Annotated in this window: 22 protein-coding genes and 1 pseudogene (1 of these 23 running past the window's edge); 20 read left to right on the top strand and 3 right to left on the bottom strand. The window is 69.7% G+C overall.

The features are described from left to right. The 13 genes from FrCorBMG51_RS34405 to FrCorBMG51_RS03515 all read left to right on the top strand — a co-directional run. Nucleotides 1-218, top strand: the 3' portion of a protein-coding gene (locus FrCorBMG51_RS34405) for an L-threonylcarbamoyladenylate synthase (protein ID WP_476742097.1). 136 nt of this gene lie to the left of the window's left edge; only the last 218 of its 354 coding nucleotides appear in the window; the start codon falls outside the window, past its left edge; the stop codon is at nucleotides 216-218. Between the two features lie 38 nt (nucleotides 219-256). Then, a complete protein-coding gene (locus FrCorBMG51_RS03460; protein ID WP_047221629.1) occupies nucleotides 257-1,513 on the top strand; it encodes a serine hydroxymethyltransferase in 1,257 nt (418 codons plus the stop codon). A gap of 120 nt (nucleotides 1,514-1,633) precedes the next feature. Beyond that, the gene (locus FrCorBMG51_RS03465) at nucleotides 1,634-2,743 is read left to right on the top strand and encodes an MraY family glycosyltransferase (RefSeq protein ID WP_043603998.1); all 1,110 of its coding nucleotides are present in this window, start codon (nucleotides 1,634-1,636) and stop codon (nucleotides 2,741-2,743) included. Continuing rightward, nucleotides 2,740-3,180 (top strand): Cg1360 family ATP-synthase-associated protein, encoded by a 441-nt coding sequence (locus tag FrCorBMG51_RS03470; protein WP_047221630.1) that lies wholly within the window; start codon nucleotides 2,740-2,742, stop codon nucleotides 3,178-3,180. The genes FrCorBMG51_RS03465 and FrCorBMG51_RS03470 overlap by 4 nt, the downstream gene beginning before the upstream one ends. Next, nucleotides 3,177-3,446 (top strand): AtpZ/AtpI family protein, encoded by a 270-nt coding sequence (locus FrCorBMG51_RS03475; RefSeq protein ID WP_047221631.1) that lies wholly within the window; start codon nucleotides 3,177-3,179, stop codon nucleotides 3,444-3,446. The genes FrCorBMG51_RS03470 and FrCorBMG51_RS03475 overlap by 4 nt, the downstream gene beginning before the upstream one ends. A gap of 514 nt (nucleotides 3,447-3,960) precedes the next feature. Next, nucleotides 3,961-4,842, top strand: a complete 882-nt coding sequence (gene atpB, locus FrCorBMG51_RS03480) for a F0F1 ATP synthase subunit A (RefSeq protein ID WP_047221632.1) — start codon at nucleotides 3,961-3,963, stop codon at nucleotides 4,840-4,842. Nucleotides 4,843-4,906: 64 nt separating this feature from the next. Next, nucleotides 4,907-5,152: an ATP synthase subunit c family protein gene (locus FrCorBMG51_RS03485; protein ID WP_013875004.1), complete on the top strand. Its 246-nt coding sequence runs from the start codon at nucleotides 4,907-4,909 to the stop codon at nucleotides 5,150-5,152. A gap of 15 nt (nucleotides 5,153-5,167) precedes the next feature. Next, a complete protein-coding gene (locus FrCorBMG51_RS03490; RefSeq protein WP_047221633.1) occupies nucleotides 5,168-5,758 on the top strand; it encodes a F0F1 ATP synthase subunit B in 591 nt (196 codons plus the stop codon). A gap of 3 nt (nucleotides 5,759-5,761) precedes the next feature. Further along, nucleotides 5,762-6,604, top strand: coding sequence for a F0F1 ATP synthase subunit delta (locus tag FrCorBMG51_RS03495; RefSeq protein ID WP_047221634.1), 843 nt, complete (start codon nucleotides 5,762-5,764; stop codon nucleotides 6,602-6,604). A gap of 77 nt (nucleotides 6,605-6,681) precedes the next feature. After that, on the top strand, nucleotides 6,682-8,334 hold the full coding sequence (gene atpA / locus FrCorBMG51_RS03500) for a F0F1 ATP synthase subunit alpha (RefSeq protein WP_047221635.1): 1,653 nt from the start codon (nucleotides 6,682-6,684) through the stop codon (nucleotides 8,332-8,334). 3 nt (nucleotides 8,335-8,337) lie between these two features. Continuing rightward, the gene (locus FrCorBMG51_RS03505) at nucleotides 8,338-9,234 is read left to right on the top strand and encodes a F0F1 ATP synthase subunit gamma (RefSeq protein WP_013875000.1); all 897 of its coding nucleotides are present in this window, start codon (nucleotides 8,338-8,340) and stop codon (nucleotides 9,232-9,234) included. A gap of 291 nt (nucleotides 9,235-9,525) precedes the next feature. Next, nucleotides 9,526-10,968, top strand: a complete 1,443-nt coding sequence (gene atpD / locus FrCorBMG51_RS03510) for a F0F1 ATP synthase subunit beta (protein ID WP_013874999.1) — start codon at nucleotides 9,526-9,528, stop codon at nucleotides 10,966-10,968. A gap of 41 nt (nucleotides 10,969-11,009) precedes the next feature. Next, complete coding sequence (locus FrCorBMG51_RS03515; RefSeq protein WP_047221636.1) at nucleotides 11,010-11,279, top strand: F0F1 ATP synthase subunit epsilon; 270 nt, start codon at nucleotides 11,010-11,012, stop codon at nucleotides 11,277-11,279. Between the two features lie 93 nt (nucleotides 11,280-11,372). Here FrCorBMG51_RS03515 and FrCorBMG51_RS03520 read toward each other — a convergent pair whose 3' ends face one another. Both FrCorBMG51_RS03520 and FrCorBMG51_RS34410 read right to left on the bottom strand, forming a co-directional pair. Further along, nucleotides 11,373-11,831 (bottom strand): cob(I)yrinic acid a,c-diamide adenosyltransferase, encoded by a 459-nt coding sequence (locus FrCorBMG51_RS03520; RefSeq protein ID WP_235433277.1) that lies wholly within the window; start codon nucleotides 11,829-11,831, stop codon nucleotides 11,373-11,375. A 67-nt stretch (nucleotides 11,832-11,898) separates the two neighbouring features. Then, nucleotides 11,899-11,967: pseudogene (locus tag FrCorBMG51_RS34410) on the bottom strand (cob(I)yrinic acid a,c-diamide adenosyltransferase); the annotation flags it as partial. A gap of 355 nt (nucleotides 11,968-12,322) precedes the next feature. On the opposite strand from FrCorBMG51_RS34410, the gene murA reads away from it, so the two are divergent. After that, a complete protein-coding gene (murA, locus tag FrCorBMG51_RS03525; protein WP_047221637.1) occupies nucleotides 12,323-13,615 on the top strand; it encodes a UDP-N-acetylglucosamine 1-carboxyvinyltransferase in 1,293 nt (430 codons plus the stop codon). A gap of 105 nt (nucleotides 13,616-13,720) precedes the next feature. On the opposite strand, the gene FrCorBMG51_RS29265 is transcribed toward murA, so the two are convergent. Beyond that, a complete protein-coding gene (locus FrCorBMG51_RS29265) occupies nucleotides 13,721-14,149 on the bottom strand; it encodes a hypothetical protein (protein WP_052914255.1) in 429 nt (142 codons plus the stop codon). Between the two features lie 454 nt (nucleotides 14,150-14,603). Here FrCorBMG51_RS29265 and FrCorBMG51_RS03535 point away from each other — a divergent pair, with 454 nt between their 5' ends. The 6 genes from FrCorBMG51_RS03535 to nucS all read left to right on the top strand — a co-directional run bounded on the left by FrCorBMG51_RS03535 (nucleotide 14,604) and on the right by nucS (nucleotide 20,127). After that, nucleotides 14,604-14,948 carry an STAS domain-containing protein gene (locus tag FrCorBMG51_RS03535; protein ID WP_013874994.1) on the top strand — a complete coding sequence of 115 codons (345 nt, stop codon included), beginning with the start codon at nucleotides 14,604-14,606 and terminating at the stop codon, nucleotides 14,946-14,948. An 842-nt stretch (nucleotides 14,949-15,790) separates the two neighbouring features. Continuing rightward, complete coding sequence (locus tag FrCorBMG51_RS03545; RefSeq protein WP_047221639.1) at nucleotides 15,791-17,827, top strand: protein meaA; 2,037 nt, start codon at nucleotides 15,791-15,793, stop codon at nucleotides 17,825-17,827. A 152-nt stretch (nucleotides 17,828-17,979) separates the two neighbouring features. Beyond that, nucleotides 17,980-18,615, top strand: a complete 636-nt coding sequence (locus FrCorBMG51_RS03550) for an HD domain-containing protein (RefSeq protein ID WP_086055227.1) — start codon at nucleotides 17,980-17,982, stop codon at nucleotides 18,613-18,615. Nucleotides 18,616-18,689: 74 nt separating this feature from the next. Next, complete coding sequence (locus FrCorBMG51_RS33455; RefSeq protein WP_420848569.1) at nucleotides 18,690-18,995, top strand: pentapeptide repeat-containing protein; 306 nt, start codon at nucleotides 18,690-18,692, stop codon at nucleotides 18,993-18,995. Next, nucleotides 18,881-19,453, top strand: a complete 573-nt coding sequence (locus FrCorBMG51_RS32350; protein ID WP_047221711.1) for a DUF6328 family protein — start codon at nucleotides 18,881-18,883, stop codon at nucleotides 19,451-19,453. Before FrCorBMG51_RS33455 ends, FrCorBMG51_RS32350 begins: the two co-directional genes overlap by 115 nt. Before the next feature lie 11 nt (nucleotides 19,454-19,464). Further along, complete coding sequence (nucS, locus tag FrCorBMG51_RS03560; protein ID WP_047221640.1) at nucleotides 19,465-20,127, top strand: endonuclease NucS; 663 nt, start codon at nucleotides 19,465-19,467, stop codon at nucleotides 20,125-20,127. Nucleotides 20,128-20,228: the final 101 nt, after the last annotated feature.

The raw sequence follows: 20,228 nt of genomic DNA on the forward strand, positions 1-20,228 counted from the left end.
GCGGCCGGCCGCCGGCGACCACGGCCGACGACGCGTTCGCCCAGCTCGGCGACTCCGTCGAGGTGTACCTGGACGGCGGGCCCTGCACGCTCGGCGTCGCCTCGACGATCGTCGACTGCACCGATGACGTCCCGCGGGTTCTGCGGGTCGGCGCCGTCGACCTGGCGGCGCTGCGCGCGATCGTCCCATCACTTCGGGTACCCGCCGCGGTGAACTGACGCAGCACAGTGAACTGACGCAGCAGGAGAGGCAGCTTATGAGCACCCCGTTCTGGGGCCCGGACTTCGACCAGCTCCACGCCGAGGATCCCGAGATCGCTGGTGTCCTCCTGGACGAACTGGACCGGCTGCGAGGCGGGCTCCAGCTCATCGCCAGCGAGAACTTCACCTCACCGGCGGTGCTGGCGGCCCTCGGGTCGACGTTGTCGAACAAGTACGCCGAGGGATATCCCGGCCGCCGGTACTACGGCGGATGCCAGGTCGTGGACCGTGCGGAGGAGATCGGCATCGCCCGGGCGAAGGAGCTCTTCGGCGCCGAGCACGCCAACCTGCAGCCGCACTCGGGGGCGCAGGCCAACTTCGCGGTGTACGCGGCGCTGCTGGTGCCCGGTGACACGGTGTTGGCGATGTCCCTCCCACACGGCGGCCACCTCACCCACGGTAGTCGGGTCAACTTCAGCGGCAAGTGGTTCAACGTCGCCGCGTACGGGGTGCGCGAGGACACCGAGCTGATCGACTACGACGAGGTGCGCGACCTCGCCCGTCAGCACCAGCCCAAAATGATCATCTGTGGCGCCACCGCCTACCCGAGGCTGATCGACTTCGCCGCCTTCCGGTCGATCGCGGACGAGGTCGGGGCCTGGCTGATGGTGGACGCCGCCCACTTCATCGGCCTGGTCGCGGGCCGGGCCATCCCGAGCCCGGTGCCCTACGCCGACGTCGTCAGCTTCACCACCCACAAGGTGCTGCGCGGCCCGCGGGGCGGGATGATCCTCTGCCGGGAGGAGCTCGCCCAGCGCATCGACAAGGCGGTCTTCCCCTTCAGCCAGGGCGGCCCGCTCATGCACGCGGTCGCGGCCAAGGCGGTCGCCCTGCGGGAGGCCGCCACCCCCGCCTACCAGGACTACGCCCAGCAGGTGATCCGCAACGCCCAGGCGCTCGCGGACGCGCTCGCCGCCGAAGGGGTGCGCCCGGTCGCCGGCGGGACTGACACCCACCTCGCCCTGCTCGACCTGCGCGCGCTCGGGGTCACCGGCAAGGAGGCGGAGGCTCGCTGCGACGCCGCCCGCATCACCCTGAACAAGAACGCGATCCCGTACGACCCGCAGCCCCCCGCGGTCTCCTCCGGGATCCGGGTGGGTACGCCGGCGGTGACCACCCAGGGTATGAAGGAGGGCGAGATGAAGGACATCGCCGCGCTCATCGCCCGCGTCGTCAGTGACCCCGACGCGGCCGCCGACGTGGCTGCCAGCGTCGCCGCCCTGACAGTCCGACACCCCGCCTACCCCCGGTGACCGTACTCGCGGTGGCCGCACCCACGGTGACACGACCGACGCGCCCGGAGGCGGGCGCGTCGGTGTCGGCGTCGGTGTCGGCAAGCGGTGGACGCCCCAAGAAGCGGGTGCGTTAGAAGATTGCGGGAGTATCTGCTCGTCTTCGCGGTGTCGGCGGCGATCACGTTCCTGTGCACGCCGGTCGCACGGTGTTTCGCGGTCCGGGTCGGCGCGGTCGCCGGTGTCCGGGACCGTGACGTCCATGCGGTCCCGACGCCACGGCTGGGCGGCCTGGCCATGCTCGCCGGGCTGGCAGCCGGGCTGCTCGTCGCCGACCAGCTCCCGTTCCTCTCCGCGGTCTCCGAGGACTGGGCCGAGCCGCACGCGGTGCTGATCGCCGGCGCGCTGATCTGCCTGCTCGGCGTCGTGGACGACCGGTGGCCGCTGGACGCGGTGACAAAGCTCGCGGGCCAGGTCGTGGCCGCCGGGGTGATGGTGCTGCTGGGCATCCAGTGGTCCTTCGCGGTGAACCCGGACAGCGACACGACCTTCAGCCTCGGGCCGGAGACGGCCGTGCCGCTGTCGATCCTCGCCACGGTGATCCTGGTCAACGCCATGAACTTCATCGACGGGCTGGACGGTCTGGCCGCCGGGGTCGCGGCCATCGCGGCGGGCTCCACGTTCTACTTCGCCTACGAGGTCGCCGTTATCAACCACTTCTCCCGGGCCGCGCCGGCCGCGCTGCTGGCCGCCGTCACCGCCGGTGTGTGCGTCGGCTTCCTGCCGCACAACTTCAACCCGGCGAGGCTGTTCATGGGGGACTCCGGCTCGATGCTGGTCGGCCTGCTCTCCGCCGCATCCATGATCTCGGTGACGGGCCAGGTGGCCTATGGCGGATATGCTGGGCCGTCCCGGTCCCTGCCGTCCCTGATCCCGTTGGCCATCCCGTTGGCGGTGCTCGCCGTGCCCTTCATCGACCTGGGGCTGGCGGTGGTCCGCCGGACCAGAGCCGGCCGCTCCCCGTTCGCCCCGGACAAGATGCACCTGCACCACCGGATGCTGGAAATCGGGAAATCCCACGTCCGGGCCGTGCTCATCATGTACTTCTGGGCGGCGCTGCTTGGTTTCGGCGGGGTCGCCGCGTCCTTTTCCCGGCAGCCGCTGCCGATCCTCGCCGGTGTTGTGGGTCTTGGTCTCGCGGGGCTGCTGGTGTTGTTGCTGGCCGGTCAACGATCCGTGCGGCGCGCATGATCACCGCTGCTGGGCGGACGGTCAGAGCCGGTCTGCTGGTGCTCGCCGCCGTCGCGGTCCCGGCACTGCCGATCGCCGGCTTCGCCCGTGGCGCGAACGGACTCGCCGCCGTCGCCGCCGGTCTCGTTCTCGTCGCGTTGTTCTTCACGGCGAGCAAGCTCGCGGTGAGCGTTGTCGCCCGCCGGATGCGGGCGATGGTGCTGCCCGCGGCGCTGGGCACCTATCTGATGAAGACCATTATTCTGGGTGTTCTGCTGGTGACCCTGGAGGGCTCCGACAGCGTCGACCTGATCGCCTTCTCCTGGGCCGTCCTGGTGGGTGTTCTCGGCTGGGTCGGTGCCGAGCTGTGGGTGGCCACCCACACCCGGGTCCCGTTCTACGATCCGGACGCCTTCCGCGCGCGGGGCGACTCCCCACGTGACACCCTGAACACGTGAGCGACGCCGAACGCACCCCCGGGGACGCTGGAAACAGCCCCGGTACGGGTGGTGGGCCGCGTCGCCCGTACCGGCCCGGCCTGATCTCCGGCGAGATGTGGAGCGCGTTCGGCACGCTGCTCGCCGGTACCGGCTTCTGGGGGCTGGTCGGCTACGGGATCGACCGTGTCACCGGGATCGGCACGGTCTTCCTGCCGGTGGGCGTTGTCGTCGGGATGGGGGCCGCGCTCTATCTTGTGATCTACCGGGCGATGCGGCGCCAGTGACCCGGGCCGGTGGTCCGCGGCCCGGCGGTGCCGATGCGGATGGTTCCCGGGTGTACACCGATCATGATCGATAGTCTTTTGGCCCGTTGGGCAGGCGCGGACTGTTGCTTCGTGTGATCGCATGGTCTCGAAGCGTCTATCCTGGGGCAACGGCAGGAAACTTTCGGGTGCCGTTTGTGTGAACGGGCGAGTGAGCAACCTCTGCTCGGCCCGGACTTGATGCCGATGGCGCCGGGGTGTGGATAGTATCGCCAGTACCGAGTGTCGGCTCGCTGACATCCGGTGTGAGTCGTATCTCTTGGTGGTCTTGCCAGTTCATGATCATAGGGTATCGATAGATGGTCATGCCTGGCGGCCGGCTGTGTCCGGTGATCGTCATGTCTGGTATGCCAGGTGCACGAGTGGGATGCGGCCTGCGCCGGGTATGGCTGTTCGCTTGGACCAGATAGGGTGAGTCCACACCGCCGCCGGTACGGCTGCGTCTCTTTTCCGCTGGTGAGAGTATATTTTGATCATGGAGGTGTACGTCGTGCCGGTCCCCCCGGTCCTCGCGGACGAGGGCTTCCACGGCCCGACCAAGGAGGTGTTCCAGACACCCCACTGGTTCGACGTCGAGCTCGGACCGGTCGACTTCTACCTGAACAAGGCGACCGCCCTGGGGATCTTCGCCGCGCTCGTCGTCGGTGTGGTCTTCTGGCTGGGTTTCCGGCGCGCGACGGTTGTGCCACGCGGGGTGCAGAACGTCTGTGAGTCCATCTACGACTTCATCGACACCTCGATCGCCCGGGACGTCATCGGAGAGCAGGGCCGGAAGTACACGCCCTACCTGGTGGTGCTGTTCACCTTCGTACTGGTCTCCAACGTGCTTGCGATCATCCCCGGCGCACAGTTCCCGCCGACCTCGCGGATAGCGATTCCGATCGTTCTCTCCGCCATCACCTACGTGCTGTTCAACCACGCCGGGATCAAGGCTGTCGGCGCCCGCGCGTATTTCGGCCACATGGTCAATCCGGCGCCGACGGCGCCCTTCCCCGTCAAGCTGCTGCTCGGGCCGATCGAGCTTCTGTCGACTCTGATCGTGCGTCCGTTCACGCTGGCGGTCCGGTTGTTCGCGAACATGTTCGCCGGCCACATCCTGTTGCTGGTGTTCTCGCTCGGCGCGGACTACCTGCTGCCGAAGCCGCCCTTCGTCTTCGGTGTCGCCTCGTTGCTCATGACGATCGTGCTGACCGGTTTCGAGCTCGTCATCGACTTCTTGCAGGCGTACATCATCACTATTCTCACGGCCGCCTTCATCGGCGGCGCGCTTGAGGAGCACGGGGACGAGCACGACAGCTCGCACTCGGTCGACCAGGTGCCCGCCGTCAGCGGCGCATCCGCCGCGGCACACGCATAAGGTTCGGACACCCCGATCAGCACCGCGGCAGGTCGCGGTGCCCGACTGGAAAAGGAATAATGACATGGCAGACACCTCTTTGGTGCTTGCTGCTGCCGACCAGGTGAGCGGCTCTCTCGGCGCGGTGGCCTACGGCCTCGCGGCCATCGGGCCCGGCATCGGTATCGGTCTTATCTTCGGGCTCGGCGTACAGGCCATCGCCCGGCAGCCAGAAGCTGAGCAGGTCGCTTTCCGATACATGATCATCGGCTTCGCGCTCGCGGAAGCACTGGCCCTGATCGGTTTCGTCGTCCCGTTCGTCTTCCCCTAGGCCGGGGGAGACACCGTGGCTATCTCGACACTGCTGCTCGCGGCCGAGGAGGGTGGTGGGCACTCGGACGAAAACGTCCTTGTCCCGCCGGTGAGCGAGCTGCTCATCGGTATCCTGGCCTTCGGTCTGCTGGTGGCCTTCTTCTTCTGGAAGGTCTACCCGCAGATCAGACGGACGTACGCCGAGCGCAGCGACCGTATCGAGGGCAACCTGGCACGCGCCGAGCGCACCCAGCGAGAGGCCGAGGACCTGCTCGTCTCCTACCGCCGGCAGCTCGCCGAGGCCCAGGACGAGGCGGGGCGCATCCGTCAGGACGCCCGTGAACAGGGGCAACAGATTCTCGACTCGCTACGCGCGCAGGCCGGCGAAGAGGTTGCCGAGATCAAGGCCCGTGGCGAGGCTCAGCTGGCCGCCGAGCGGGCCCAGGTCGTCGCCCAGATCCGGCGCGAGATTGGCGAGATCGCGCTCGAACTCGCTACCAAGATCGTCGGTCACGAGCTGCAGCGGGACGACCGCCAGCGGCAGCTCATCGACGACTTCATCGCCGGGCTGGACCGTCCGGCGGAGGGCACGACGGTCCCGGCGCCGGCCGGCCCGGGGGGCTGAGGCGTGGACGGATCCAGCCGTCGTTCACTGGCGGTGGCGCGGGATCGGCTCGACGAGCTGACCGCGCTCCCGCCGCCGGGTACCACGACCCCGAGGCCTGCCGCCAACCTCGCCCGGCTCGCGGACGACCTCGACGGGGTGGTGGACCTGCTCGACCGCGAGCTGGTCGTCCGCCGCGCGCTGACCGATCCGGGCATGCCCGGATCGGCCCGTTCCGAGCTCGCGGCCAGGCTGTTCGGCTCAAAGATCTCGCCAACGGCACTGGAGATCGTGCAGGTCGCGGTCACCGGGCGCTGGGCTCGGCCGCTGGACCTCCAGCAGGCGTTGGCCGAGCTCGCCGTCGAGGTCCTGCTCGCGCAGGCGCAGCGCAACAACGTCCTCGACGACGTCGAGGACGAGCTGTTCAGGTTCGGCCGGCTGCTCAACCGGACACCGGAGCTGTCGCTGGCCCTGAGTGCCCCGGCCGCCCCGGTGTCGGCCAAGCAGGCGCTGGTGGCCAGGTTGCTGGACGGCAAGGCCCACCCCGTAACCGTTCGGCTCGTCCAGCGTGCGGTTACCGAACGTTACCACGGTGACCTCGAGCGCCGGCTCGAACAGCTCACCACGATCGCCGCGGCCCGGCGCAACCGTCTGGTCGCGGTGGTGCTGAGCGCCGTCCCACTCGCGGGCGACCAGATCTACCGGCTGCGGACGGCGATCAGCCGTTATTTTGGCCGTGATGTGCAGCTCCAGGTGGACGTCGACCCCGCTGTGCTCGGGGGCGTCGTCGTGCGGGTCGGTGACGAGGTGGTCGATGGCAGTGTCCTGCGCCGCCTCACCGACGCACGCCGGCGACTGCTGCGGTAGGGCGCTCCCGTGGACATCCAGATCTCGCCGCCCGATCTGCGGGACGTGCCCGCACCATCTGCTGAAGGACCAAAGCGATGACTGAGCTCTCCATCCGACCGGAGGAAATCCGCGCCGCCCTCCGGGACTACGTCGACTCCTACCAGGCATCCGCCGGAGAGCGCGAGGAGGTCGGCCGGGTCGTCGTCGCGGGCGACGGCATCGCGCGGGTCGAGGGTCTGCCGCACGCCATGACCAACGAGCTGCTGGAGTTCCACGGCGGGGTGCTCGGCCTCGCGCTCAACCTGGACGTGGGCGAGATCGGCTGCGTTCTGCTGGGTGAGTCCGAGCACATCGAGGAGGGGCAGGAGGTCCGCCGCACCGGCGAGATCCTCTCCGTCCCGGTCGGGGACGGCTTCCTCGGCCGGGTCGTCGACCCCCTCGGCCGCCCGATCGACGGCCTCGGGGAGATCGTCTCGACCGAGAGCCGGGCCCTTGAGCTGCAGGCGCCCACGGTCGTGCAGCGCCAGCCGGTCAAGGAGCCGTTGCAGACCGGCATCAAGGCCATCGACGCGATGACCGCCATCGGGCGTGGCCAGCGCCAGCTCATCATCGGCGACCGGCAGACCGGCAAGAGCTCGGTCGCCCTCGACACGATCATCAACCAGCGCGAGAACTGGGCGACCGGGGATCCGAAGCTCCAGGTCAAGTGCGTCTATGTGGCGATCGGCCAGAAGAAGTCGACGATCCGGGACGTTCTGAACACCCTGGAGGAGACCGGCGCGCTGGCCTACACGACCATTGTCGCCGCTCCCGCCGACCAGCCGGCCGGTTTCAAGTACCTCGCGCCCTACACCGGTTCCGCGATCGGCCAGCACTGGATGTACAACGGCCAGCACGGCCTGATCGTCTTCGACGACCTGTCCAAGCAGGCCGAGGCCTACCGGGCCATCTCGCTGCTGCTGCGTCGCCCGCCGGGCCGTGAGGCCTACCCCGGCGACGTCTTCTACCTGCACTCCCGGCTGCTCGAGCGCTGCGCGAAGCTCTCGAACGAGCTCGGTGGCGGGTCGCTGACCGGTCTGCCGATCATCGAGACCAAGGGCAACGACATCTCCGCCTACATCCCGACGAACGTCATCTCCATCACCGACGGGCAGATCTTCCTCGAGACCGACCTGTTCAACCAGGGTGTCCGGCCGGCCATCAACGTCGGTACCTCGGTTTCCCGGGTCGGTGGCAGCGCCCAGGTCAAGGCGATGAAGTCCGTCGCCGGCCGGCTGCGTCTCGACCTTGCCCAGTACCGCGAGCTGGAGGCGTTCTCGGCGTTCGGCTCCGACCTGGACAAGGCGTCGCGCGCCCAGCTCGACCGGGGCGCGCGCCTGGTCGAGCTGCTCAAGCAGCCGCAGTTCCAGCCGTTCTCGGTCGAGCGCGAGGTCGTCTCGATCTGGGCGGGGACGACCGGCCACCTCGACGAGGTGCAGATCGGCGACATCCGCCGGTTCGAAAGCGAGTTCCTCGAGTTCGTCGAGCGGACCCAGCCGGGGCTGTTCAAGACGATCCGCGAGACCGGCAAGCTCGACGACGACACCCTCGCCGCGCTCGAGCATCTGATCGCGAAGTTCAAGACCGAGTTCGCGCTCTCCGGCGGTCAGCCCCTGATCAACGAGCCGGTGCCCGACACCCTGGACCCCGCCGAGGTGGAGCAGGAGTCCATCAAGGTGCACCAGCCGAAGCCGCGGGACGAGGACTAAGCCATGGCCGGTCAGCTCCGCGAATACCGGCGCCGCATCCGGTCGGTACAGTCGACCAAGAAGATCACTCGGGCGATGGAGCTCATCGCGGCGTCCCGGATCGTCAAGGCCAAGGCAAGGGTGGCCGCGTCCCGGCCGTACGCCGACGAGATCACCCGGGTGATCTCCGCGGTCGCGTCGCAGACCACGGTCCGCCACCCCCTGACGACCGAGCACCCCGAGGCTCGCCGCGCGGCGGTTCTCGTGATCACCAGCGATCGTGGTCTCGCTGGCGGCTACAACGCCAACGTGCTGCGTCGCACCGGTGAGCTGCTGGAACTGCTGCGCGCCGAGGGCAAGGAACCGGTCCTGTACGCGGTCGGCCGCAAGGCCGTCACCTACTACCGGTTCCGCGGCAGGGAGCTGGCCGGGGAGTTCACCGGCTTCTCCGAGCAGCCCGGTTACGACAACGCCAAGGAAGTCGCCGACGCGCTCATCGCGCGGTTCGTCGAGTCGAGTGAGGCCGCTGGCGTGGACGAGATCCACCTGGTTTTCACCGAGTACGTGAACACGCTGACGCAACGGCCGGTTGCCCACCGCATCCTTCCGCTGGTGCTGGAGAAGACCACCGAGCCCCCGCCCGGTGGCCCGCTCCCGCAGTACGAGTTCGAGCCGTCCGCCGAAGGTGTCCTGGACGCCCTGCTGCCGCGGTACGTCGAAAGCCGGCTGTACGCGTCCCTGCTGGAGTCCGCGGCATCCGAGTCGGCGGCGCGGCAGCGGGCGATGAAGTCCGCGACCGACAACGCGGGTGAGCTGATCAAGACCTACACCCGGCGGGCCAACGCGGCCCGTCAGGACGCGATCACGCAGGAGATATCGGAAATTGTCGGAGGCGCCAACGCACTCGCTCAGGCCTCCTAGGCTGGCTCAGGCAGGGCAGCGGAGCTGAAGGCGGTGCGATGCTGTTTGTCGCACTGCTGGAGGCATAACGGAGCTGAAGGCGGCGCGGCCATGCCTCTTGCGTGGGCGGGTCCCGAGGGAAGCACCGGCATCGACGACCGTCATAACCAAGAAGATCAACCAGACCTGATGTTGCGGGCATCCACACGGAGTGGCCGGTGGCTTCAGGGCACAAGTGAAACTGCCCGAAGCCACCGGCATCCTTCAGGTAGCGGCCGGTGACTTCAGGGCACAAGTGAAACTGAGGACGCCATGACCGTCACCACCACCTCGCCCGCCGCGGCGGAGGGCAAGGCCCCTGGGATCGGCCGGGTCGCCCGTGTAATCGGCCCGGTCGTCGATGTGGAGTTCGCGCCCGAGGAGATCCCCGAGATCTACCGCGCGCTGCGCGTCGACCGCACCATCAACGGACAGACCGCGACCCTCACCCTCGAGGTCGCGCAGCACATCGGTGAGAACACCGTACGGACGATCTCCATGCAGCAGACCGACGGTCTGGTCCGTGGGGCGCCCGTCCAGGACACCGGTTCGCCGATCACCGTCCCCGTCGGCAACGCCACCCGAGGGCACGTGTTCAACGTGCTCGGCGAGCCGCTGGACGTCCCCAGCGTCGACACCGACGTGCGCCGGTCGATCCACGCCACGGCGCCCGCCTTCGACCAGCTCGAGTCGAAGACAGAGATGTTCCCGACCGGGATCAAGGTCATCGACCTGCTGGCGCCCTACGTCCGCGGTGGGAAGATCGGCCTGTTCGGCGGCGCGGGCGTGGGCAAGACGGTCGTCATCCAGGAGATGATCAACCGTGTTGCCAAGCAGTTCAGCGGTGTCTCGGTGTTCGCCGGGGTCGGGGAGCGTACCCGTGAGGGCAACGACCTGTTCCTGGAGATGACCGAGGCCGGCGTCATCAACGACACCGCGCTGGTCTTCGGCCAGATGGACGAGCCACCCGGCACCCGGCTGCGGATCGCGCTCGCGGCGCTGACCATGGCGGAGTACTTCCGCGACGTCCAGAAGCAGGACGTGCTGCTGTTCATCGACAACATCTTCCGGTTCACCCAGGCCGGCTCGGAGGTCTCCACCCTGCTCGGACGGATGCCGAGCGCGGTGGGCTACCAGCCGACGCTGGCCGACGAGATGGGCGTCCTGCAGGAGCGGATCACCTCGACGCGTGGCCACTCGATCACCTCGCTCCAGGCGATCTACGTCCCCGCGGACGACATCACCGACCCGGCGCCGCACACCACCTTCACCCACCTCGACGCCACCACGGTGCTCTCGCGGGCTATCTCCGACCTGGGGATCTACCCCGCCGTCGACCCGCTGGACTCCAGCTCCCGCATCCTCGACGCCCGCTACCTCGGGCAGGAGCACTACGACGTCGCCCGCGAGGTGCAGCGCATCCTGCAGCGCTACAAGGACCTGCAGGACATCATCGCCATTCTCGGTATCGACGAGCTGTCCGAGGAGGACAAGATTCTCGTCAACCGGGCGCGGCGCATCCAGCGCTTCCTGTCGCAGCCGTTCTTCGTCGCCGAGCAGTTCACCGGTATCCCGGGCACCTTCGTCCCGCTCGAAGAGACGATCAAGTCCTTCAAGAAACTGACCGAAGGCGACTACGACCACCTCCCCGAACAGGCGTTCTTCATGTGCGGCGGTATCGAGGACGCCGAGAAGAAGGCCAAGGAACTCCTCTAACGCGAACGTTGTGATGTGACGGCAGGAAGGACGGCAGCGCGATGCCGATACGGGTGGCGATCGTCTCGCCGGAGCGGGAGGTGTGGTCAGGGGATGCCGACATGGTCATCGCTCGGACCACGGAGGGTGAGATCGGGGTGCTGCCCAGGCACGTCCCGTTGCTCGGGGTTCTCGTCCAGGGCGGTGAGGTGCGGATCAAGATCGGTAACGAGACCCTGACCGTCGCGGTGGACGGCGGTTTTCTGTCCGTGACCGACCAGGGCGTGAGCATCCTCGCCGAGCACGCGACCCTGTCGACCCCCACCACCTGACCCGGACCAGCGGCACCGAGAAGGCCGGTGGTAACGCGGAGAACCACAACCGCGTCACCACCGGCCTTTGTTGCGTTGTCAGCTGTTGGGTTGTCAGCGGCCCGCGCCGGGCTGCCAGAGGACGTCGCCGCCGGGGTTGGCGACACGGGAGAGGATGAACAGCAGATCCGAAAGCCGGTTGAGATAGCGGACGGGCAGGGGGCTGGTGCGGTCCGGATCGTCTTCCAGCAGCGCCCAGGCCGAGCGTTCCGCGCGGCGGGCCACCGTCCGCGAGACATGCAGCAGGGCGGCGCCGGGTGAACCGCCCGGCAGGATGAACGAGTTCAGCTTGGGCAGACGCTCGTTGTACCGGTCGCAGGCTTCCTCAAGGCGGTCGATGTAGGCCTGGCTCACCCGCAGCGGGGGGAACGACGGGTTGTCCACGATCGGTGTGCACAGGTCGGCGCCGAGGTCGAAGAGGTCGTTCTGCACCTGGGCAAGTAACGCCCGAACGTCCTCGCTGAGGGCGCCGAGGGCCAGCGCCACACCGATGGTGGCGTTCGTCTCGTCCACGTCCGCGTACGCGGCCAGCCGCGGGTNCGTACGCGGCCAGCCGCGGGTCGGTCTTGCGGACTCGGGAGGTGTCGCCGAGCGCGGTCGTACCGTCGTCCCCGGTCCGCGTGTAGATCCGGGTCAGGTGGATGGCCATGTCGCCACACTGTAGGCGCTCCACCGGTTCTCACGCGCGCGAGTTCCTGTGATCGCGGGCTTGCCGGCCGGCCCGCGTTTCGGCGCTGGTGCCGCCAGGTGGGGTGGCCCCGGCGGCCACCCGGGTCCCGTGTCGGTACTTGAGCGGATTTTTCTCGGTGGCAAAAACTTCCCGCACCGGAATGGCGGTCACGGGATTTTCGCGGTGGGCCGAGGCGGACGGGGCTTTTCTCGCGAGTCGGCCGGTTGGCCCTGCTGGGGACGGGCGGAGCGGGCCGGCCGGGTGCCGATCCGGCCTTGCCGTGCCGGTGGGCCGACCCCGGACAGCGGCCGACAAGGCCCTACCATCGACTTCCGTGGAACGGTTCGTCGCCACGGGCGGCTGTCAGCTGGTCGGCGGGGTGGATGTCCCGGGAGCGAAGAACTCCGTGCTCAAGCTGATGGCCGCGAGCCTGCTGGCGTGCGGCCGCACGACTCTTCGCTCGGTACCCGACATTCTTGACGTGAACGTCATGGCCGACGTCCTGCGCGCGCTCGGGGCGAGCGTCGAGCGGGACGTCGCCGAGAGCTCACTGTCGATCGACGTGCCGGAGCGGCCCGCCGCCGCGGCCGACAGCGATCTCGTCCGGCGGATCCGGGCGTCGGTGGTGGTGCTCGGGCCGCTGGTCGCCCGGTGCGGCGAGGCACGGGTGGCGCTTCCCGGTGGGGACGCCATCGGCGCGCGCGCGCTCGACATGCACGTCAGCGGGCTGGCCAAGCTCGGCGCCATGGTGGACGTCGAGTCCGGGATCCTGGTGGCCCGTTCATCCGGCCGTCTGCAGGGGGCGTCGATCTGGCTGGACTTCCCCAGCGTCGGCGCCACCGAGAACCTGCTGATGGCCGGGGTGCTCGCCAAGGGCACCACGGTGATCGACAACGCCGCCCGGGAGCCTGAGATCGCCGATCTGTGCGCGATGCTGGTCTCCATGGGCGCGCGTCTCGACGGCGCGGGCACGTCCACGCTGGTCATCGAAGGGGTCGACGAGCTGCGGCCGACCACGCACGACACCGTCGCGGACCGGATCGTCGCCGGCACGTTCGCCATCGGCGCGCTCATGACCGGCGGCGACGTGCTGGTCCGGGGCGGCCGCGCCGACCATCTGGAGATCGTGCTCGACAAGCTGACGACGGCCGGCGCCACCGTGGACACCCGGCCGGACGGCTTCCGGGTCCGCGCGGAGCGCCCGCCGCGTTCGATCGACGTGGTGACCCTGCCCTACCCGGGCTTCCCGACGGATCTCCTGCCGCAGACCATTGCCCTGGAGGCGGTCAGCGAGGGCGTCTCCCTGATCACCGAGAACGTCTTCGACAGCCGCTTCGTGTTCTGCCGTGAGCTGAGCAAGCTCGGCGCGGACCTGCGCACCGACGGCCACCATGTCGTGGTGCGCCGCAGCGACCGCCTGGTCGGTACGCACGTGGCGGCCTCGGACGTGCGGGCGGGGGCCGGGCTCGTGCTGGCCGGCCTGGTGGCCGAGGGGATCACCAGCGTCAGCGAGGTCCATCACATCGACCGTGGCTACGCTGCCTTTGCCGAGCAGCTGCGCCTGCTCGGCGCGGACATCCGGCGGGAGCCACGCGATGGGCCGGACGCGCGGCGGGACGATCGCTGAGCGGGCCGGCCGTCGAGCAGGCTGGCCCGGGCCCAGCGGGCACGGGCGTGGACCGGACACGGGGGCGGACGCGGGCCCGGCTGTTGTCAGGCCCGGTCCTGTCCGTCAGGCCCAGTCCCGTTCCGTGCCAGCCACCACCGCGCGGGCCCGCATGGAGTCCTCGGGAAACACCATGACGTGCCAGGCGGCGGTGTGGTGACGCCGTAGCTTCCCGTCGGCGTTCACCTGGATCGGGCCGAGTGCGGCCGTGCCCGAGGTTGACCGGATCCCGTGCTGGCGCAGGAGCTGGCGCAGCCGGTCCGCCTCCGATGATGTGCGCAGCGTGGCCACAGGTACCAGCATGCCGAAGTCGGCATGCTGGAAGGGGGCGTCCGGGTTGCCGCGCGTCCGGGTCGGTGTGAAGACCCATCTGCACACCGCCACGAGTACGGCGGTGGCGGCGACGGCGATGGCCGGACCGATCGTGTAGTGCAGGCTGTTCAGTGGCACCGTCACCTCCCGGCTGTCCGGGCCGGCGGGCCGGACGGCCTTCATCGTCTCAGCGCCGCCGGCCGCGCGCAGGCGTTCGCGCGTGGGTCGCGTCGCAGTCGTAAGCGTAATCTTGGGTAAACATAGCGTTATAGTTGTTCGTATTGCGTGTTTATATTCCTGTCAAGTTGCGGTACTTCCGTGCGTGACAATCCTGCCGCTGTACACATCAGCCCATCTGAACGGCCACTCTGCGACCATGGATACTGGCATTACAGATGAGGCGTCACACGCTTCGCCGCTGGCGCGACACGAATCGAAACGGAGGGTATGGAAACCGTCGGCCGAGATACACGGCCGGCCACGTCCGACAACCTCTGATCGCCGGGCATGCCCTGGCCGGCCTTCAGGTGACACGAACGCAGCTTCGCCCGTGTCGCCGGAAGGAAGGCCCTGGGTGCTTGCGGATGCCCGACCGGTCAGGGCGTGGATCAGGGGGGACGGGGGGACGGGAGGCCTGATGGGCAAGAACGTGACGTTTCGTAACGACGGCGGCAGGGAGTTGCAGACTGTGCGCCTGCACGGCCGGGTCGACGTGCGGACGGTCGGTGATCTGCGGCTGCGCCTGCACACCGCGATCGACTGCGGCCGGGGGCGGCTGCGGGTGAACGTGGCCGGTCTGGAGCTCGCCGACCAGGCGGCGCTCGGCGTGCTGCTCGGTGGGGTGCGGCGGGCCCGGCGTTCCGGGCGGTCGATGGTGCTCGTGGACGTACCCGACGATCTGGGCAGGCTGCTGTCGGCGAACCGTCTCGGACGTTTCCTCCAGGTCGAGGACGCCGACCTGTTCCATGTCGGTCATGCCTGATCCGCGGTAACCGGCCGCTACGCGGCGACCGGCCGGCACGCCGGATCGGCCGGTGTGGTGGGCTGTGGCCGACCAGCGTGGACGGCGGTGCCCCGGTGCCGGGGCGTGGCCGTGCACCATGGGATGATGGAGCCGGCCGGGGAGGAACATGCTCGACGTCGATGCGCAGCGGCTGAACCCAGCGGATGGTCCCGCGTACCGCGCAGGCGGTGGCCAGCCCACCGACCCGCGCCGCCCGCTGGTCATCGCGGGCGCGTTCGCCGCCGCGATCGGTCTGGGAGTGGCCATCGGCCTGGCCACGGCACCGACGAAGACACCCGCCCCCCGGCCGGCGCCCACCGTCGCGCCCCCGGCTGAGGTGCAGCCGCCGCTGGAACCGTCCGCCTGGGAGGGCAGCCGCCAGCCGGGCGCGGCCCACCAGATGCGGGTGCGGCCGGTGGACAGGCGGGCCTTCAGCGCGAGCCTCGCGTACGCCCTGCGGGAGGGCGGCACCGCGGGGGTGGCCACTGACGACGTCGTCATACCGCAGGGAAAGCTCTTCTACGGGGCTGTCGAGGGCGTCGACAGCGCCGCCGACGAGTACTGGGCCGTGGGCCTCGCGCAGGTCGCGGGCGTCACCCCGGCCCCGCCGAACCCGCAGGTGTGGAAGCGGGCGGGCAACGGCCCGTGGCAGCGGATCGCGCAGGGTCCCGGCGCCTGCGACGGCCTGCCCACCGGCCTGTTCACCGTGTGGCAGGGCCGCCCTCCGCNGCAGGGCCGCCCTCCGCTCTGTTCGGGCGGCTGACGACCCGCGCCGGTACGCTTCTGGACGTCCGACAATCCCTTCGGGAACGGGTGCGGCGATGGCGGATGCGGCACGGCAGGACCTCACCGAGCAGGCTCGTCCCCAGCGGGACCGGCCGTGGATCATCCGAACCTACGCGGGGCACTCCAGCCCGGCCGAGACCAACGCCCTCTACCGCCGGAACCTGGCCAAGGGGCAGACCGGGCTCTCGGTCGCCTTCGACCTGCCGACCCAGACCGGCTACGACCCCGACCATGAGCTCGCCCGCGGCGAGGTCGGCAAGGTCGGCGTGCCGATCGCCCACGTCGGCGACATGCGCGCGCTGTTCCACGACATTCCGCTGGGCCAGATGAACACCTCGATGACGATCAACGCGACGGCCATGTGGCTGCTCGCGCTCTACCAGGTCGTCGCGCAGGAGCAGGGCGCGGACGTGGCCGCACTCGTCGGCACCACCCAGAACGACATCATCAAGGAGTACCTCTCCCGCGGGACGTACGTGTTCCCGCCGGCGCCGTCGCTGCGGCTGATCACAGACATGATCGCCTACACGGTGACCGAGATCCCCAAGTGGAATCCGATCAACATTTGCAGCTACCACCTGCAGGAGGCGGGCGCCACCCCCGTCCAGGAGATCGCCTACTCGATGTGCACGGCCATCGCCGTGCTCGACGCCGTGGTCGCCTCCGGGCAGGTGCCGGCGGAACGCACCGGCGAGGTGTGCGCCCGGATCTCCTTCTTCGTCAACGCCGGCGTCCGCTTCGTCGAGGAGCTGTGCAAGATGCGGGCGTTCACGCGGCTGTGGGACACCCTGCTGCGGACCCGCTACGGCGTCGAGGACCCGCGGCACCGGCGGTTCCGCTACGGCGTCCAGGTCAACTCCCTCGGCCTGACCGAGGCGCAGCCGGAGAACAACGTCATCCGGATCGTGCTGGAAGCCCTCGGGGTGACGCTGTCGAAGGACGCCCGCTGCCGGGCGCTGCAACTGCCGGCCTGGAACGAGGCGCTCGGCCTGCCCCGGCCCTGGGACCAGCAGTGGTCCCTGCGCATCCAGCAGATCCTCGCCCACGAGACCGACCTGCTGGAGTACCCCGACCTGTTCGAGGGCTCCGTCGTCGTGGAGCGCCGGGTGGCCGACCTCGCCGAGGCCGCCCAGGCCGAGATCGACCGGGTGCAGGCCATGGGAGGCGCGGTCGCCGCGGTCGAAAGCGGCTACATGAAGTCCGAGCTCGTCCGTTCGCACGCGACCCGCCGGGTGCGCATCGAGTCGGGCGAGGACGTGGTGGTGGGCGTCAACGCCTTCACCACCACCGAGCCGAACCCGCTGCTCGCCGACCTGACCACGGCCATCCAGACGGTGGACCCGGCCGTGGAGGAGGCCGCCCGCACCGACATCGCGACATGGCGGGCCGGCCGCGACGCGCGTGCCGTCGACGAAGCCCTCCAGAACCTGCGGGACACGGCGAAGACCGACGCGAACCTGATGCCGGCCACCCTCGCCTGCGCCCGTGTGGGCGTCACCACCGGCGAGTGGGCCGGTGCCCTGCGGGAGGTGTTCGGCGAGTACCGGGCCCCCACCGGGGTGTCCGCCGCGTCCTCGGTGCACGCGGGCGGCCGGCAGCTCACCGACGTGCGGGAACGGGTCGTGGCGACCGGGAAGGAGCTTGGCCGCCGGCTGAAGTTCCTCGTCGGCAAACCCGGCCTGGACGGGCACTCCAACGGCGCCGAACAGATCGCCGTGCGCGCCCGGGACGCCGGTTTCGAAGTGGTCTACCAGGGCATCCGGCTCACGCCCGCGCAGATCGTCGCCGCCGCCGTGGAGGAGGACGTCCACGTCGTGGGCCTGTCGGTGCTCTCCGGCTCGCACATGGAACTGGTGCCGCTGGTACTCGACGGGCTGCGCGCGGCCGGCGTCGGGGAGGTACCCGTGGTCGTCGGCGGCATCATCCCGCCGGCGGACGCCGAGCGGCTGAAGGCCCTCGGCGTCGCCGAGGTGTACACGCCGAAGGACTACGGCCTCACCGAGATCATGGACAGCGTGGTCGACGTCATCCGGGCCGCTGGCGGCCTGGACCGACCACAGCCCACCAGCTGACCCGGTTGGACTCCGAGACGCTGACTTCGCGGAGAGTAGTCGTCGCGGAAAGTGACTGATGCCTGGTGAGAGCCTCAAAGGCCTGGTGAGAGATGTTTCGCCGGCCCGGGACCGATGTGCGAGGTGGCCGGCGGGCGCGTAGCGTGCCCAAGATGGTCCCCGACACTCCGTCCCTGGACGACGCGGTGGCCCTGGCCACCCGAGCCCATACCGGCCAGCTTGACAAGATCGGCGAGGAGTACATCGGCCATCCGCTGCGGGTCATGCGGGTGGTTGCCGCCATCGCGGACGGCGCCGGGGTCGACCACGAGTACGCGCAGATGGCGGCGGTGCTCCACGACGTCGTCGAGGACTCCGCGATCACCTTGGACGATCTGGTCGCGCTCGGTTACCCGCCTGCGGTCGTGGCGGCGGTCGACGCGCTCAGCCACCGCCCGGGGGAGCCGGTGGAGGACTACCTCGCCCGGGTCGCCGCCGACGATCTCGCCGTCGCCGTGAAGCGGGCGGACATGGCCGACAACGGTGACCCGACGCGGCTGATCAGGCTGCCCGCGGAGCGGGCGGACCGTTACCGGCAGCGTTACGCCGACCGGATGCGCCTGCTCGACGACCTTGTCGCCGCCCGGCGGGCCGCTGGGAAGGCCGCCGGAGCCGGGGAAGCCGCTGCGGCAGCCGACGCGGACGCCCACCGGAAGCCCGCCGAAGAAGCCGGGGAAGTCAGCGGAACCGAGGGCGTCGGCGGAACCGAGGGCGTCGGCGGAGGAGACGCCCAGCGNTCCACCCCCTGACGCTAGGCGGCCGGCGATGCCCACCCGCCCGGACGCCTCCCGAGACGGTGCCCCACAGGACAGCGCTCCACAGAGTGGCGCTTCGCCGGGCGGTGTTCCGCGGGACAGTGCTTCACCGGGCGGCGCTTCGCAGAGTGGCGCTTCGCCGGGCGGTGTTCCGCGGTGCGGTGCCCCACGGGACAGTGCCTCACAGAGCGGCGCCCCGCAGGGCAGCGCCCCGCGGAACACTGCCCCGCGGAACAGCGCGCCATGGGAGGACGTCCCGCTGGAGGATGCTCCGGAGCCGCGGGCCAGGCGTCTGGACCGGAACTGGAGCGAACTGCTTCAGGAGATCCGGGTGGCGCAGACCGGTGTGCAGATCCTCTTCGCCTTCCTGCTGACCCTCCCCTTCACCCAGCGCTGGGACCAGGTCACCGACTTCCAGCGGGCGCTCTACCTGGCCACGCTGCTGGTGGTCGCCGCCGCGTCCGCGCTGCTGATCGGCCCGGTGGCCTACCACCGGATCATGTTCCGCCGGGGTGCCCGCGCCCGGCTGGTCGCCGCGGCCAACACCATGGCGCTGGCCGGACTGGCCATGCTGGGCGTGGGGATCAACGGCGCCGTCCTGCTCGTCGTCGACGTGCTGATGGGCCCGCTCGCCACCGTCCTGATCTGCTCGGCGACCGCGGCGTTCTTCGTTGCGTTGTGGTGGGCGCTGCCGCAACTGACCCGCTGGGAGCTGACAGCCATCCACGAGGACGCCCAGGATTCGCGACCACCCGCCCCCGGTGCACCCGCCCCCGGCGCACCCGACGCCGGACCGCCCCACCCTGGCCCGCCCGGGGCCGGCACGCGGTAAGGTGCGCAACCGTGCGTCTTGTGATAGCGCGGTGCAGCGTCGACTATGTGGGCCGACTGACGGCACACCTGCCCAGCGCCGTCCGCCTGCTGCTGGTGAAGGCGGACGGATCGGTGTCCATCCACGCGGACGGGCGGGCCTACAAGCCGCTGAACTGGATGAGCCCGCCATGTGCGATAGCCGAGGCGGACGGTGTCTGGCGGGTGACCAACCGCGCGGACGAGCAGCTCGTCATCACCCTTGAAGAGATCATGCATGACTCCTCGCACGATCTCGGCGTGGATCCCGGCCTGCAGAAGGACGGCGTCGAGGCGCACCTGCAGGTCCTGCTTGCCGATCGGCCGGACGCGATCCAGGAGGGCCTCACTCTGGTGCGCCGCGAGTACGAGACCGGCATCGGCCCGGTCGACCTGCTCTGCCGGGATCCCGACGGCGCCAGCGTCGCGGTCGAGGTGAAACGCAAAGGCGAGATCGATGGCGTCGAACAGCTCACCCGCTATCTCGCCCGGCTGCAGGACGATCCTTTCCTGCCGCACCCGGTACGCGGCATCCTGGTAGCCCAGTCGATCACCCCACAGGCCCGCCTGCTCGCCGCGGACCGCGGCCTGACCTGCGTCACCGTCGACTACGACGCCCTGCGCGGCCTGGCCCCCGCAATCCCCACCCTGTTCTGACAATGACTGATGGCCGTGAGTCGGGCGTCGGGCAGGGCACAGCGGCGGAAACGTCCCGCAGTGAACGGACCGATCTCCCGGTGGTATGTCTCGGCACCGTC

This window comes from Protofrankia coriariae (assembly GCF_001017755.1).
Classification (GTDB): Bacteria; Actinomycetota; Actinomycetes; order Frankiales; family Frankiaceae; genus Protofrankia; species Protofrankia coriariae.

What these genes read in the sequence shown, in the direction of transcription:
- FrCorBMG51_RS29265 (WP_052914255.1), bottom strand. Translation starts at nt 14,149, where the DNA reads ATGAAGGCCGTCCGGCCCGCCGGCCCGGACAGCCGGGAGGTGACGGTG.
- FrCorBMG51_RS03505 (WP_013875000.1), top strand. Translation starts at nt 8,338, where the DNA reads ATGGCCGGTCAGCTCCGCGAATACCGGCGCCGCATCCGGTCGGTACAG.
- atpB (WP_047221632.1), top strand. Translation starts at nt 3,961, where the DNA reads ATGGAGGTGTACGTCGTGCCGGTCCCCCCGGTCCTCGCGGACGAGGGC.
- FrCorBMG51_RS03470 (WP_047221630.1), top strand. Translation starts at nt 2,740, where the DNA reads ATGATCACCGCTGCTGGGCGGACGGTCAGAGCCGGTCTGCTGGTGCTC.
- atpA (WP_047221635.1), top strand. Translation starts at nt 6,682, where the DNA reads ATGACTGAGCTCTCCATCCGACCGGAGGAAATCCGCGCCGCCCTCCGG.
- FrCorBMG51_RS03535 (WP_013874994.1), top strand. Translation starts at nt 14,604, where the DNA reads ATGGGCAAGAACGTGACGTTTCGTAACGACGGCGGCAGGGAGTTGCAG.
- atpD (WP_013874999.1), top strand. Translation starts at nt 9,526, where the DNA reads ATGACCGTCACCACCACCTCGCCCGCCGCGGCGGAGGGCAAGGCCCCT.
- FrCorBMG51_RS03515 (WP_047221636.1), top strand. Translation starts at nt 11,010, where the DNA reads ATGCCGATACGGGTGGCGATCGTCTCGCCGGAGCGGGAGGTGTGGTCA.
- FrCorBMG51_RS03545 (WP_047221639.1), top strand. Translation starts at nt 15,791, where the DNA reads ATGGCGGATGCGGCACGGCAGGACCTCACCGAGCAGGCTCGTCCCCAG.
- FrCorBMG51_RS03485 (WP_013875004.1), top strand. Translation starts at nt 4,907, where the DNA reads ATGGCAGACACCTCTTTGGTGCTTGCTGCTGCCGACCAGGTGAGCGGC.
- FrCorBMG51_RS03460 (WP_047221629.1), top strand. Translation starts at nt 257, where the DNA reads ATGAGCACCCCGTTCTGGGGCCCGGACTTCGACCAGCTCCACGCCGAG.